The sequence below is a fragment of the Chryseobacterium artocarpi genome, assembly GCF_001684975.1.
Lineage (GTDB): Bacteria > Bacteroidota > Bacteroidia > Flavobacteriales > Weeksellaceae > Chryseobacterium > Chryseobacterium artocarpi.
Genome location: NZ_MAYH01000050.1, coordinates 65,508 through 80,271 on the forward strand (window position 1 = coordinate 65,508; position 14,764 = coordinate 80,271).

Here is a 14,764-nt window from a genome sequence, read left to right on the forward strand (position 1 = left end):
TGCAAATATATTAAACATAGATTTAACAGAATACTTTAAGGCATGATAAAAACCATTTTCTGAAAAAAATAATGCTTCAACGCAATTAAATATACAATTCCACGTTAGATACAGAAAAAACTGAATTTTAAATAAAGATAACTATCAAAACTTATTTTTAATTAAATTTGCAGTCTTAAAAAAACCGTTTTAATATTCTAAGAGAGGAAATATGAAAAAATTTCTAAACAGCAAGAAGAACGTAAACATTCTCCTGGGAGGGCTTTTATTAGTAGTTTTTGCACAAGGTATCTTTATTGCCAAGCTCTTTTCAGAAAAGGATGACAAGACCTATGCAGTAAACCTTGTAAAAATAAACACTGAAAAAGACAGTGTAGATTATCTGAAAATGAAAACAGATCTTACTTTGGTAGATCAGACTGTTACTCAACTGAACTCTTTCCTGAAGTCCAAAGACATTTCTAATGAAAAGCTAATGATGCTTGATCAGGACAGTATTGCCAATTCTATTTATTTATCTAAACAAGCTAACCGATACAGCCAGTATCTGATGGATTTACAGAAAAAACTGATGCAGGTTCCATTGGGAATGCCTACAGACGGTTATATCTCATCTAATTTCGGAATCCGAAAAAATCCTATCCCGTTCAAAACAGTTTTTGCTTCGGTAAAAACAAGCTCTGCACCCGAAACAAAAGTTGTAGCAGCTTCTCCAAAACCAGAAGTAAAAGCTGAGCCGGTGGAGAAAATAGTTGAATTAACTGACAGCTACGGAAATAAAAGAGAAGTAAAAGTAATGGTAACTCCTAAAGCTACTCCAGTTGCGGCTGCTCCGGCTGCTTCAACATCTACAAAAGCTGTTGCTACATCCTCTAAAGCAACTGTTGAAAGAAATAATCCACCTGCGGAAGCTGACCAGATGCAATTCCATAAAGGATTGGATATTGCAGTTGCTTTTGGGTCTGATGTAAGAGCTGCAGCGGCTGGAACCGTTATTTTCTCAGGACAAAAAGGAGGATATGGAAACTGCGTGATTGTTTCCCATGGAAATGGTCTTGCCACTCTTTACGGACATTTATCTCAGCTTGTTTCCAAAGTAAATGAGAAAGTGAAAGTAGGTCAGGTGATTGCCAAGTCAGGGAACTCTGGACGTTCTACAGGTCCTCACCTTCATTATGAAGTACACAAAAACAATACTCCGGTAAATCCGAGGTTGTTTATGAATCTATAAAAGAAAGCTGTCTCAGATGAGGCAGCTTTTCTGTTTCTCTTTAAACACAAAGAACACTAATGATTTCACAAATATCACAAACGTGGTGATTGCGTTGATCGATCTGTGAAATTTGCGGGAGATTATTTCCACGCAAAGTTTTTATTATTCTTTCATTAATTAAATTAATCAGCAAATTGATTAGGTTAAGCTTTGAAAACATAAGACAAAAAACAGCTGCATTGGCAGCTGTTTTTTTTATTTTAAAATCTTAAGAGTTCCTTTCGGGTGAGTGAATGTACCATCTTTTCCTACAATATTAGAATAGACTATATTTTTATTGTAATCCTGAATGTGTGTTACATTGAAACCTAAATGAGGTTCATGCCAATATACCATAAAAACATTTTTTGCAACTTCTACAACTGTATATTCTACCGTATCAGTACTGCCTTTTGAACTTCCGGCAGTTCCTGTAAAGGTCATCGTTTTGTTATCCTTAAAATCCAGAAGAAATTTTACAGCTCCAAAATCTACTTCCACTTTCTGTCCGATAGCCGGATAAGGTGATTTTAAATCCCAAGCCATTTCACCAAGAAAAACTTTTACACCCATTTCCAATTCATCTTTTCCTGGAAGATTTGGATATTTTTTCACCATAAAGTCTACAATTGTAGGGGTAGTTTTATTCTCTGTAACTGCTTTTTTATAGTTTTCCAGATACCCTTTCACAAAATCAAGAGACGTTGGTGATAAAGATAATTTGGCAAAATGTGAAGCAACTACCTGTTCAGGCTTTAGAGACTTCATTGCATCTATTTGTCCTATCCATTGATCAATAGCCTTTACATTCTGTGTATCTGCCATCCAAAGATGTGAATCTATAGAAACAGAAATCCCTCCTGCAATGGTTCTGATAGATGGAATCCAAAGAAAACTATGAGCAGGGTCTTCAGGATTTTGTTTAATCTCAATTTTATTCCCTTCCAGATCAGGAACAGATGTTACTGCTTCCGGAACAAAGATTTCTGAAGGAGCATCAGTTTTCAATTGTGGTGCCCATACCGCCAGTTTATCATCTTTTGACGCGGAAATAAGATAAGCTGTCTGTGCTGTAGAAATAATTTTTACGTTTGGAAATGCTTTCTTAATCACATCCAGCCCAAAATAAAAATCAGGATCGCTGTGAGATATAAAAACAGTCTTTAAATTCTTTCCGGTTGATTTGATTTCTTTTACCAATTGTTCTGCATACTGCTTTTGAAACTGAGCATCAATAAGCATTGCGTCTTTATCACCATAAATAATGGTAGAAGTAATTGGAAAAATAGCCTTGGTTCCGGGATTATACACTTTTACTTTCAGATTTCCGGCAAATATGCTTATGAAACCCAAGATAGTAATCAAGGATAATAATTTTCTTTTTAACATTTTTGTTTTTTTAGATTAATTAGTAAGCTGCTGTAAAACGTTCACGGATATGGTTATTCTGCTCCAATTCATCCACCAAAGCTACTGCTACATCTTCTACAGAAAGGCGGCTTCTTCCGTTTTCATCAAACACAGGAGTTTCTAATGAAGTTCTGTATTTCCCTGTTCTTGCTCCTACGTTTGCCTGGTTCATTTCTACTGCAGGACTGAAGAATGTCCAATCTAAAGTGTTATTTTCTTTGATCTTGTTTAAATAATCTCTTGCAGCGGTTGCACCTGGTTTGTAAGCATCAGGAAAATCCGGTGTATCTACGATCTGAACATTATCCGGTGTATAAAGGCTTCCCGCCCCTCCTACTACGATCAGTCTTTTTACTCCTGATTCTTCTACAGCTTTTTCAATGTTCTCGGAACCATTCAGAAAGTCATTGTAAAGATTAGGATTTGTCCATCCTGCATTGAAGGCACTGATTACAGCATCACTTCCTTTCAAAGCTTCTGCCAATTCTGGTACATTGTTTACATCTACGCTTTTAGCTGTTACGTTTTCTTGTGTTTTTACCTTCGACGCATCTCTTACTAATGCTTCTACTGCATATCCTCTGGCTGCTAATTCTGTTACGATGTGTGATCCTACAAATCCTGTTGCACCGATTACTGATACTTTTTTCATAATATTTTTTATTTTAATTAATTGTAATAAATTTTGTTACATTTGTAGTTAAAAAAATTTTATTCGAACTGATCTGCGAATTCCTGCAAAGATTTATCTCCTAAAAAATTAATAACCAACTGATCTGTTTCTTCAAATAATGTATTTAAATGAACATTGATTTCTTTCCCAACGCTACAAGCCGGATTAGGATTTTGATTTTTCTTTCCTAAAACTTCTGTATTTTTTACAGCTTTATAAATTTCTGAAATTGTAATTGAATCAGCTTCTTTTGCAAGCTGGCTTCCACCTTCTTTCCCTTGTCTGCTTATAATCAAACCGGCTTCTCTTAATACGCTGATTTCTTTCCTTACAATCACAGGATTTACATTGATACTACCAGCAACCCAATCAGAGGTGAGCCACTCCTGAGGGCTTTTTGCCAATAAGGTCATTATATGTACTGCCGTAGCAAATCTTGTATTGTTCATTGTAATTACATTGCAAAGATAGACAAATTTTAATTGTAACAAAATATATTACAGTTAAAATTTTCTTAAAGGATTAATTTATCCAGATCCAGAAGTAAATAATTGATGTTTTGATTGATCGTTCTTGTTGCAGACTGCATCTGATTAAGCATTGCTGCACGGTTATGGAGATCATCTGCTCTGTAAAACCCACCGTCACTGAAAATTACAGACTGATCTGCGGCTCCTTTATCGTCATCGAATTGATAGTGAAGCCACCTTTCCTTCATATTTCCGATAATAGAGCGCTCTTCCCTATTGGAAAACTTTTTCTCGGTATACATATACCAAATGAAGGGTGGAAAGTTTGGAGACTCCAGTTTCTCTCTCCAGATATCTCTTAAAAGATTTCGCTGATGAATAAACTCCACTTTTTTTCCTTTGGGGTTAAGTGTTGCCAGACCAAATCCTGCTCCAAGAACCCCTCCTCCGATATCGATAGCATTACTCCAGCCTTCATCTTTTACAATTCCTCCTGCAATGGAAGCCGCTGCTCCTGCAATGATTGAATATAGAATAAGTTTATTATTTCTGGAAGAATTCAGGTTATCAACATAGTTTCCTATCTGTGCCACTCTTTCTCCTTCACAATCAAATTCAGCAGCCACGGCATCCAATTCTGTGAGCGCAATGGTAATTTTGCTGTTGATTTTGGTTTTCAACTGTAAAACCTTCACCTGTGATGCTAGTGAAGAATCTTTTTTAAGATCAATGATCTCGTGAACCTCATCCAAATTATCCAGTGCGTTAAGGATTAAAATACTCTGATCAGAAAACATTTCTTTCAGCTCTTTATTGGCAGCAAGAATAGAATCTGAATTATAGGAAGGAACTTTATTACTGTAATTATACTTGAAAGGAGCCTTACAATAGCTGTCTTTCAAAGTAAGTATATTCTGCTGAATCACCTGATTCTTTTTAGAAACACAGGAAGTAAGCAGACTGAAAACGATAAAAAGGTAAAAGAGCTTTTTCATTCAAACCAATTTTTAAGCAATAGCTGAATCATTTGTCAGAAATCATCAATCAGTTTCAATATAATTCATCAATACGAATATAGTACAAATAAAAAAATTTACCTGAAATCAGGTAAATTTTTAATGTATTTTTAAGTTGGTTTATTTAATCCCCAGTAATTCTACTTCGAAAACAAGAGTACTGTTTGGACCAATCTCCTTGCTGATTTCCTGGTCTCCGTAAGCTAAGTGAGGAGGAATGATCAATCTCCATTTACTTCCTACAGGCATTAGCTGAAGAGCTTCTGTCCATCCTGAAATTACTCTGTTCAAAGGGAAAGATGCAGGAGTACCTCTTTTTACAGAACTATCGAAAACTTTTCCAGAAATAGTTGTTCCATGGTAATGGCATTTTACCGTAGATTTAGGTCCTGGTTTTGCTCCGTCACCTTCTGTGATAATTTCATACTGTAAGCCGCTTGGTAATTGTACAACACTTTCTCTCTTGCCATACTCTTCCATATATTCCTTACCATCCTTAAGGTTCTTTTCTGCCAATTCCTTTTTACGTTTAAATAACATATCTGCTACTCCCATATTATAATTTTTTACAAAGATAATGCTTTTTGAAGTTGAAAACATACTCAAGGAATAGTAACGTTAAAAGTTTAAATTTCAACTACTTAAATATATCCCTCATCAAAAATACACTTTACATTGAATATCATTTTATTATTTTCTAGTCAACGTTCAATAAAGTTCAAAAAATTGTAATAATCCCTTAACATAGATTTCAAAACTTGGCGTTATAATTGGATTTAAAAACTAAATGCCAAAACCACTAAAATATAATAAGAAGCTTGATGAGCTTAATGAAGAGGAAAAACAGCTTCTGGAAATCAACAAAAAATCGATTGCAGATTTTGTTGAACAATCTCCTTCTATAAGTGACGTCAATTATGCAACCAGAAATGCTCATGCAAAAACCTATGCTGTAGCAAAGGGAACTTTTTGGATAGACCCTATAATTCCTGAGTCCTTAAAACCATTCTTTAATAAGGAAAAGTTTGATCTGATCATAAGATTTTCGAATGCTCAACTGAAAATTCAAAATTCCAAAAAGGATTTTCCAGCTTATGGCTTTGCTGTACAGGTGAGGGATGAAAATAATAATCTGCTTTCCAATTATCCGTTGGTTAATTTCCCTTTATTTCCAGTAAATTCAGTCTCTACATTTTTGAAATTATTCACTGCTGTCAATCGTTTTTATATTCAGGGATGGCGCAATATATTTTCTATTGTGACTCAAATGGTAAAGCTTATTCCTTCAGTATTTACGGGTTCTTTTATCAGGAATATTTTAAAACTGATTGGAAAAAGAAATGATTTCATCCTCTCTTTTGATTATTATTCTGTAGGAGCATTTCGGTTGGGAGATCATATGATGAAAATAAAACTAAGTCCGAAGTCTGTCAATAAGAATATCGGAAAGAAACAAAATACAAGAAAAGCCTTAAGAAGTTATCTTCAGAGAAATGATTTTACCGCTGATGTTTTGATTCAGTTTTGTTATGATCTGAAAGACCAACCTATCAATAATCTGAATATAGAATGGAAAAACTCTCCTTTCATTAAGATCGGTGAGATAAAAATAGATAAGAATTCTTTATTGAACCCTCGTGAATCCTGTAATGAACTTCTTTCTTTTAATCCTTTTGAGAGTAAAGCAATTTTCCAGCCTGTTGGGAAAATACAAAAGCTGCGTGACGAAGCTTATAAAGTGTCTGTGCAGACGAGGAGAAAGATCAATACGCTTTTGCATGGAAAGAAAAATGAGCTTTAGGCAGAAAATTTATTATAATGATTTTAATGCTACAAATACACGAATTATTTTATGTATGTATAAAAACTATTCTGCTATTTGATTAGATATTTTTTTACCTGATAGGAATATAGAAAATTGTGATGAAAAAATCTATTCTTTATTAAATATCCTCTGATCTAAACACGTGACAAAACAATTACTTATTCCCTTATCAACAGGATCTCTCCCTTCTACTTCTATACCCACCTCTATAAAAAAGCCCTAAAGATCAATCCTTAGGGCTTTTGTATGATATAAGTAAGATATTACTCTTCCAATTTTTCTTTTTCCTCTTCTTTGTCAGGGAAAATAACAGATAGAAGGACTGATATTACCAGTACTCCACCTACAATTCCCAATGAAATAGGAGACGGAATATGAATCCAAGGTGCAATAAGCATTTTTACCCCGATGAATGAAAGGATAATTGCAAGTCCGTACGGAAGTTTGCTGAACATATGAATAAAGTTCGCCAACAGGAAGTACAATGATCTTAATCCTAAAATTGCAAAGATATTCGATGTATAAAGGATAAACGGGTCATTTGAAATTGCAAAGATCGCCGGAATAGAGTCTACAGCGAAAAGAACGTCCGTAAATTCAATAACTCCCACTACCACTAAAAGTGGAGTCGCCATTTTGATTCCGTTCTGAATAGTGAAGAACTTATCACCATCGTAATTATCGGAAACTTTCCAGAAACTTTTGATCAGTCTTGCTCCTGCAGTATTACTGTAATCTTCGTCCTCATCATCGCCTCCGTCACCCCATGATTTGATTCCTGCATATACAAGAAATAGTCCAAATAGAGTCATTACAACGTTGATTTTTACAGCTTCACCAAAAATATTCATTTCCGGAAGATAAGTAAGATTGATAAGCCCTACTCCTGCAAAGATGAAGATCGCCCTGAAGATCAATGCACCAATAATCCCCCAGAAAAGGACTTTATGATGAAGGAACTTTGGAACTTTGAAGAATCCAAAAACAAGAATGAATACGAATAAGTTATCTACAGAAAGCGCTTTCTCGATCCAGTATGCCGCCTGATACTGTGTAAATTTCTCTACAGCCAGCGCATGACTTTCAGGGGTTCCGTCTGTATTGAAAACCCAATACACCACTCCTGAAAATATCATAGACAGTGAGATCCATACGATAGACCAGATGGTAGCTTCTTTGGAAGATACTTCGTGACTTTTTTTATTGAAAACTCCTAAGTCCAGGAGTAGCATGATAACTACCGTTACCGCAAATCCCCACACCAAACCAGGGTGCAGATCTAAAATACTTTGATGTTCCACTTGAGTATATGTTATTATATGATAAAAGCAATAGATGTACAAAGTACAAATATTGCTATTTTATTTATCTTTTGATTTATAAATGATTATAAATAATTCATCTGTACCGTCTGAATCGTTTGCTCCAGTTTTCTGTCTGCTGTTGGATCTCCGATAGCGTTGAATTTCCATTCACCATTTCTTCTGTAAAAAACACCTAATACCATAGCAACATGTCCTTTGAAAGAAACATCATTTGCGATGTCATATTTAGCAAAAACCTCCTTCACATTGGTTGGAGTTCCTTCATAGATACGGATAGAAGCGAAAGGAATCGTTCCGAAATCCTGACCTCTGTAGCTGTTCAATACCATTGCAACATGGTCTACATTAGGTTCAAGTTGGCTGAAATCTACAGTAATTACTTCGTTATCCAATCCGTCATCTCCGTTTATATCTCCTGTAAGATCATCTCCACTGTGTCTTACGGAACCGTTTCTTGATTTCAGGTTTCCGAAATAGATTACTTCAGTAACGTTTTTGTTTGAATCATATAAAATACAGCTTCCGTCTAAGTCTACTGCTTCTTTTTTAGTTCCAAAAAGACCTTTTTTTTCAATTGCTCCCCAGTTGATTCCTACACAAGCTTGGGAAAGTTCAGCTCCGTTTTCTTTTTTAAGGTTGATTCTCTGACCTTTTTGTAAGTTGATAGCCATCTTTTTATGTTTAGTTGTTATTTACTTTTTTTACGAAAAGCTGATGCGCTTATCCGCTAGTTTCAAATTTCGTTTTATTGATTATTCAGGTTCAAATTAAGCATTGCGCGCAGAATATTCGTTTCTTCATCAAAGTCGAATATTTTGCTCATAATATCAATATTTTCGAGGTTTTTAATATAATCTTTCAGAACTTCTTCTACCTCAGGTGGTAAATTACGTTTTCTTTCATTCATACTGTTTTCAAGCAGTTCATTTTTACCTTTCAGCTGATCGATAATCGTACTCTGATTCGATTGATTTTCAGAAATATCAAGCTTATCCAGTTCTTTGTCGAAAAGATAAAGCTTTTTATCATCCACACTGAAAATAAAGTAGTCATCAGACTGAAAGATTTTAAAAAGTTCATATTCGTGGGTTCCGATAATATAACCACAGACAAAGCGAACTTTAAATCCCTGGATATTAAGTCTTCCCAAGAGTTTTCTTTCAATGGAATAATCCCTGTACTGATATGCAGGAAAAGATTCAATCTTCAACAGAGATTCATCTGCTTCTGATCTGTAAAATTCCTGAGCATATTTTTTATGAAAGTACAGTACATTCTCCCAATTGGCTGTAAAAATATCTTCTGTAAGATCTTTATACAGGGCTTTCAGATGCTGTGAAAATATACCGCTGTACATTTTCCTGTCTGTTTGAAAACTGTCTATTCGCCTTTCTTCAAAACCTGAAATATATTTTTTGTTGATGTCAATTTCATTAATGACAGTCAGCATCTCATTTTCTTTCTGCCTTTTTATTTTGGTAAGCAGTTCAATGAGACTGTCTGTATACTGCAGATGGAAAAGTTCTAATTTATTATAATCTAAAGCCGTATTTTCCTGGAACAGATTGTGGATAATATCTGTTTTGATGTAAATGGATATTATATCAATATGTTCAAAAAAATTAGCAAGGAGCTTAAGTCTGGTTAACCTCCTTTTGCTTTGTGACAATATAATTGCTGCATCTTCCCCCACCGTAGTATCCTATAAATTAACCTCTGACATTTGCTTTCAGTTCATGTTCCAATGTCTGAAGATCCTGATCAAGTTTTCTTCTGTTTTCTGCTCCTGTTTTCTGGATCTGTTTCACCTCATTTAATGTGTTGATCAACATTGAAGTGGTTTCTCTTAATGTTTCTACAGAAACGATAGTCTGCTCATTAGCTCTTGCTACATTGATAGAGTTCTGACCAAGACGTTCAGCATTCTTTCTCAAAATTTCTTCAGTAGTAGAAGATACTTTCTGCTGGATCTCAATATTCTGCTGCTGTCTGTACATAGCAACAGCAAGTGAAAGTTGATTTTTCCATACAGGAAGTGTGGTAGTAAGAATAGTCTGTGCTTTTTCTGCAATAGAAACGTTGTTATTCTGTACCAATCTGATCTGTGGAAGAGACTGCATCATGATAACACGTACTACTTTAAGATCAGCCATTCTTCTGTCTAATCTTGCAATGAAGTCTCTCTTATCTGCAATTTGATAATCCTGGAAATTCTGAGGATTCGCTTCCATCTGAGCCAATTCTCCTGCCGCTCTTTCCATTCTGATATTTCCGGCAATTACAAGTTCTTCAATTTGTTTGATAGAATTTACATTGCTTTCAAAAATAGTCTGAAGAACAGCATTATCTTTTGTAGAAGTAATGATTCCAGCATTTACTTTGTAAGAAATCTGCTCGATATTATTGATGATCTTGTCATATTTTGTAAATAAATTCTCCACCTGCGTTATTACTTTCTTCATGAAAGGTAATTTGCTAAGAAAGCTTTTTACTTTATTTCCGTTAAGTTCTTCAACGTCTACATAGTTTAATTCTACTAGTAGATCATTAATAAGACCTCCTACTTCTCCTGAGTTTGATCTTCTTACATTTCCTAAGAAGCTATCACTCTGATTGGTTAATGTCTTTTGAAGCTCTGCTCCAAAGTTTACAATAGATCCTGGATTTGCTTCATCAATAGAGTTCGCAAGAACTTCATATTTCTGACGCTCTTCAGATTGTAACTGAGTCAGATTTACGTTTCCTTCTCTGTCTACAAGCACTGCTGGTGCCGCATTCTGGCTTTGAACCGGTAAACCTGGTGATGCCATTGGTGTAGGGTCAAATGTTTTAAGCGGTTCAATTGATCCTAGTGGATCTATCGGTTGATTTTCTTGATTATCCATAATTATTTCTGATAAAGTGATACAAATTTCTCAAGACCTTCTCTTTGTCCGGCTCCTACAGCCTCAAATTTCCATTCTCCGTTTCTGTTGTAGATTCTTCCGAACTCTACAGCTGTTTCTATTGAGAAATCTTCATCTAGTTCATATTTTAAGATTTCCTCGTTCGTATCTGTGTTAAAAATTCTGATGAAAGAATTTCTTACCTGTCCAAAATTCTGTTTTCTTGAATCTGCATCGTGAATAGTTACTACTACAGTAATTTCTTTTACAGCAGCATCAATTTTTGTAAGATCAATTTTGATCTGCTCATCATCCCCGGATCCTTCTCCTGTAAGGTTATCTCCTGTATGGATTACTGCTTGATCCGGAGACTCAAGGTTGTTATAAAAAATAAAGTGATTATCTGAAACCAGTTTTTTATCGTCTCCCAATAAAAATAAAGAAGCATCCAGGTCAAATGCTGTTCCTGTAGAAGTATTATTGATATCCCATCCTAAACCTACAGTAAATTTAGGTGCGTTAATATTTTCTCTTTGTCCTTTTTGTAAGTTAATAGCCATAATATAATTCCGTTTGTGTTAAAGTATTGATGTTGTTTTCGTATTCTTTTATTAAATGATAATTATTACTGATGGCAAGCTCCAAAAGAAGATCCATCTGTCTCTTTTTTACATTAGACGTAAGATAATCAAAATTACTTGAATCTAAGCCTAAAATATATTTTACAATCCTTGTATTGAACTCAAAATTTTGTTTATTCATTACTTCTGCAATATGCTCTACGTTTTTCACCGCATAGTAATTGAAAAAGTTTTCAATTTTAGGATCAAGGTCAAAATTCATCAGTTCAGCATAATACAGGAACATAAAATCTGCCTCTACTTTATATTCGTCAAGGATTTTGTTTACGGTATATTCATGACTTCCCGTTATTTTTATATCATCTATAAAAATACAAAGTTTTCCTCTTAAAAAATCTTTATCAATGTAATAAGTATCATTGGCAATCAGATTTTTGCGATCTTCGAAACTAAGATTACCATAATCTGTTATATAGGTATGATTTCTATTGATTTTTGATAAGATGGAAGATTTCTTTCCTTTTTGGAACAAATAGAAGTCTAAATGCTTTTTGAAGAAAAAACACAGAAAATTTGAAGCTGTAGGAATCGCCATATACGGGCTTGGAAGCACTACAATTTCTTTATCTGAATTTAAAAGGTGTTCATTTTCAGAAATAAATCCATCAAATAATTCTTTTGCAAATTTTTCAGCATACGACTTATCGCCATATTTGAAATAGCTGTATTCTGCAGGTGAGAAAGTAAACTCATCCGCTGAATGAATGTGGTGTAAGCTGTATCTTTTGTTCATGTTTATCTTTAGTGTTTAAGTAAATGTGCACTGAAACCGAAATCTTTTGCCCCTTTATAGTCTGCCACAGGATTATCTCCAATATGCAGAATCTGATGCATAGGAAGCTCCTGATCTTTAATATTATTCTTCACCTCCTGAAAAATAAGCGGGTTCGGTTTCGAACAGTTGATTTCATCTGAATAAATATGAAAATCTATATACTGATCCAGATTTTCATGAATCAGAAATTTTCTCATTGTTTTTCCTTTGATAAATCCTGTATTGCTCAAAATATTGATAGTCTTCCCTTGATTTTTAATTTCATCAAAAAAATCATGAATATTTTCAAAAATGACGACAGGTTTATATTCCAGAAACAGCTCTTCACTTTTCTCATAAAACTCATTGAGCTTTTCTTTGTTTAAAAGTCTTACATCTACATTCAACGCACCTAAAATCATCAGATAAATTTCAAATGTATCTATATTCCCTCCTGTTACTTCATTAATCGTATTGCAAAGATCATCGTAATATTTTACAGTTCTTGCAACTACTTCTATCGGAGCGTCCACATTAAAAAATGAGGAGAACAGCTCAACTCTTTTTGTTTTAAATTCAGGATGAGATTTTATTAAGGTGAGCCACAAATCAAAAGAAAAATGACAGTGGTTATGAATATCGATATCTGTTTTCAATATGTTTTAGTTAAAAGTTTTATTTAGCTTTCTTGAAAAAGATTTAAAATATTTGAATCATCAACAAGTGTTTAATTTCTATTCTTCCCAAAGATAAAATTTTTATCATAAAAGTATTACTTCGATTCTCTGTTTTAAGATATTTTATGATTTGATAGCAGAAACAATAAAAAAGGACTATAATTTCTTATAGTCCTTTTTCCTGTTACGGGAGTTTAGATTTTTATAGTGAATAGTCAATCTTCAATTCACTTCGTTTGCAAAGCAAAATTCACATATTGAATCCTTAACTATTTTTCCGGCATTACTTTATATGTGGGATCTTCCTGAATATTTACCTCTATAACAGCTTCAGCGTTTTTCAGCATTTTACGGCAGTCTTCGCTGAGATGGCGGAGATATACTGTTTTTCCCTGCTGCTTGTATCGCTTTGACAGTTTATCAAGAGCATCAATGGCACTCATATCCACAATGCGGCTTTCTTTAAAATCTACCACAATCTCTTCAGGGTCATTCATAGGATCAAATTTGTCTGCAAAAGCCGTGGCTGAACCGAAAAACAACGGACCATATATTTCATAATGCCTGATTCCGTTTTCATCAATATATTTTCTGGCACGTATCATTTTAGCATTATCCCATGCAAAGACTAAAGCAGAAATAATAACTCCTACCAAAACAGCAAGAGCAAGATTATGAAGAACCACAGTAATCAAAGCAACCGTAATTCCCACAAATATATCGGACTTCGGCATTTTATTCACAATTCTGATGGAAACCCACTGAAAAGTACTGATTGCTACCATCATCATTACTCCGACCAATGCTGCCATCGGGATTTTTTCTATAACTGGCGCTCCAATGAGTATAATCATCAATATCATAAGAGAAGCAATGATCCCTGATAATCTGGCTCTGGAACCTGCATTGAGATTTACCAGAGTTTGTGCTACCATTGCACAACCTCCCATTCCTCCGAAAAAACCGTTTGTAATATTTGCCAGCCCTTGAGCTACAGACTCTTTATTTGCATTTCCTTTAGAGTTGGTAATCTCATCTACCATAGATAAGGTCAAAAGAGATTCAATAAGCCCTACTCCTGCCATAATAAGAGCATAAGGAAAAATGATCTGGAGTGTTTCCATTGAAAAAGGAATTTTCGGAATATGAAAACTTGGAAGACTTCCACTGATGTGAGCAATATCTGCCACTGTTTTGGTTTGAATATTAAAACCCAGAACTACAGCGAACACAACAATAATTGCTACTAAAGAAGCGGGAACAGCTTTTGTAATTTTAGGAAAGAAATAAACGACAGCAATTGTAAGAGCCGTTAATCCTCCCATGATATACAAAGGAGTTCCTTGAAGCCAACCTGCTACTCCATTACTGTCCGTAATTTTAAATTGTTCTACCTGTGCCATAAAAATAATGATCGCCAATCCGTTCAGAAAGCCATACATTACAGGTTGAGGAATAAGCCGTACAAATTTTCCGAGTTTGAAAATACCGACTAACATCTGAAGTATTCCTGCTAATGCCACGGTTGCAAAAAGATATTCTATTCCGTGAGACTGTATTAAGGCAATCAAAACAACTATAGTAGCTCCGGCTCCTCCTGAAACCATTCCTGGACGTCCTCCTAAAACTGCGGTTACAAATCCCATGATACAAGCTGCATAAAGTCCGGTGAGAGGTGAAAGCCCCGCAAGAATTGCAAATGAAAGAGATTCCGGAATCATGGTCATGGCAACAGTAAAGCCAGCCAGTAACTCATTTTTATAATTAATTTTTTTCGAAAAATCGAATAAGTTGATAGTATTTTTCATTGAAGTGCAAAGTTATACACTTGCTGAA

15 protein-coding genes are annotated in these 14,764 nt (G+C 34.7%); 2 read left to right on the forward strand and 13 right to left on the reverse strand.

What is annotated here, in order from left to right; translation table 11 throughout:
- The first annotated feature begins 211 nt into the window (after positions 1 to 211).
- Positions 212 to 1,231, forward strand: coding sequence for a M23 family metallopeptidase (locus BBI01_RS20820; RefSeq protein WP_083190181.1), 1,020 nt, complete (start codon positions 212 to 214; stop codon positions 1,229 to 1,231).
- A 237-nt stretch (positions 1,232 to 1,468) separates the two neighbouring features.
- On the opposite strand, the gene BBI01_RS20825 is transcribed toward BBI01_RS20820, so the two are convergent.
- From BBI01_RS20825 to bamJ, 5 genes are all read right to left on the reverse strand, one after another.
- On the reverse strand, positions 1,469 to 2,641 hold the full coding sequence (locus BBI01_RS20825) for an MBL fold metallo-hydrolase (RefSeq protein ID WP_065396576.1): 1,173 nt from the start codon (positions 2,639 to 2,641) through the stop codon (positions 1,469 to 1,471).
- 19 nt (positions 2,642 to 2,660) lie between these two features.
- Positions 2,661 to 3,314 (reverse strand): NAD(P)-dependent oxidoreductase, encoded by a 654-nt coding sequence (locus BBI01_RS20830; RefSeq protein WP_065396577.1) that lies wholly within the window; start codon positions 3,312 to 3,314, stop codon positions 2,661 to 2,663.
- Positions 3,315 to 3,373: 59 nt separating this feature from the next.
- The gene (locus BBI01_RS20835; protein ID WP_065396578.1) at positions 3,374 to 3,784 is read right to left on the reverse strand and encodes an Rrf2 family transcriptional regulator; all 411 of its coding nucleotides are present in this window, start codon (positions 3,782 to 3,784) and stop codon (positions 3,374 to 3,376) included.
- Between the two features lie 65 nt (positions 3,785 to 3,849).
- On the reverse strand, positions 3,850 to 4,800 hold the full coding sequence (locus tag BBI01_RS20840; protein WP_065396579.1) for a hypothetical protein: 951 nt from the start codon (positions 4,798 to 4,800) through the stop codon (positions 3,850 to 3,852).
- A gap of 141 nt (positions 4,801 to 4,941) precedes the next feature.
- Positions 4,942 to 5,376: a BamJ family beta-barrel-assembly machinery protein gene (bamJ, locus tag BBI01_RS20845; RefSeq protein WP_083190190.1), complete on the reverse strand. Its 435-nt coding sequence runs from the start codon at positions 5,374 to 5,376 to the stop codon at positions 4,942 to 4,944.
- 232 nt (positions 5,377 to 5,608) lie between these two features.
- Between bamJ and BBI01_RS20850 the strand changes: the two genes are divergently transcribed.
- Positions 5,609 to 6,622, forward strand: coding sequence for a catalase family protein (locus tag BBI01_RS20850; RefSeq protein WP_065396581.1), 1,014 nt, complete (start codon positions 5,609 to 5,611; stop codon positions 6,620 to 6,622).
- 287 nt (positions 6,623 to 6,909) lie between these two features.
- Here BBI01_RS20850 and BBI01_RS20855 read toward each other — a convergent pair whose 3' ends face one another.
- The 8 genes from BBI01_RS20855 to BBI01_RS20890 form a co-directional block, all read right to left on the reverse strand.
- Complete coding sequence (locus BBI01_RS20855) at positions 6,910 to 7,947, reverse strand: TerC/Alx family metal homeostasis membrane protein (protein ID WP_065396582.1); 1,038 nt, start codon at positions 7,945 to 7,947, stop codon at positions 6,910 to 6,912.
- A gap of 86 nt (positions 7,948 to 8,033) precedes the next feature.
- Positions 8,034 to 8,642, reverse strand: a complete 609-nt coding sequence (locus BBI01_RS20860) for a TerD family protein (RefSeq protein WP_065396583.1) — start codon at positions 8,640 to 8,642, stop codon at positions 8,034 to 8,036.
- Positions 8,643 to 8,716: 74 nt separating this feature from the next.
- Positions 8,717 to 9,664 (reverse strand): hypothetical protein, encoded by a 948-nt coding sequence (locus tag BBI01_RS20865; protein ID WP_065396584.1) that lies wholly within the window; start codon positions 9,662 to 9,664, stop codon positions 8,717 to 8,719.
- Between the two features lie 16 nt (positions 9,665 to 9,680).
- Positions 9,681 to 10,856 (reverse strand): toxic anion resistance protein, encoded by a 1,176-nt coding sequence (locus BBI01_RS20870; protein ID WP_185114369.1) that lies wholly within the window; start codon positions 10,854 to 10,856, stop codon positions 9,681 to 9,683.
- Positions 10,857 to 10,858: 2 nt separating this feature from the next.
- Complete coding sequence (locus BBI01_RS20875) at positions 10,859 to 11,416, reverse strand: TerD family protein (protein ID WP_065396585.1); 558 nt, start codon at positions 11,414 to 11,416, stop codon at positions 10,859 to 10,861.
- Entirely contained in the window at positions 11,406 to 12,230 is an 825-nt protein-coding gene (locus BBI01_RS20880; RefSeq protein WP_065396586.1) for a phosphoribosyltransferase family protein, read from the reverse strand. The genes BBI01_RS20875 and BBI01_RS20880 overlap by 11 nt, the downstream gene beginning before the upstream one ends.
- A gap of 8 nt (positions 12,231 to 12,238) precedes the next feature.
- Positions 12,239 to 12,907 (reverse strand): HAD family hydrolase, encoded by a 669-nt coding sequence (locus BBI01_RS20885; RefSeq protein WP_065396587.1) that lies wholly within the window; start codon positions 12,905 to 12,907, stop codon positions 12,239 to 12,241.
- 290 nt (positions 12,908 to 13,197) lie between these two features.
- A complete protein-coding gene (locus BBI01_RS20890) occupies positions 13,198 to 14,736 on the reverse strand; it encodes a SulP family inorganic anion transporter (protein WP_065396588.1) in 1,539 nt (512 codons plus the stop codon).
- Between the last annotated feature and the right edge of the window lie 28 nt (positions 14,737 to 14,764).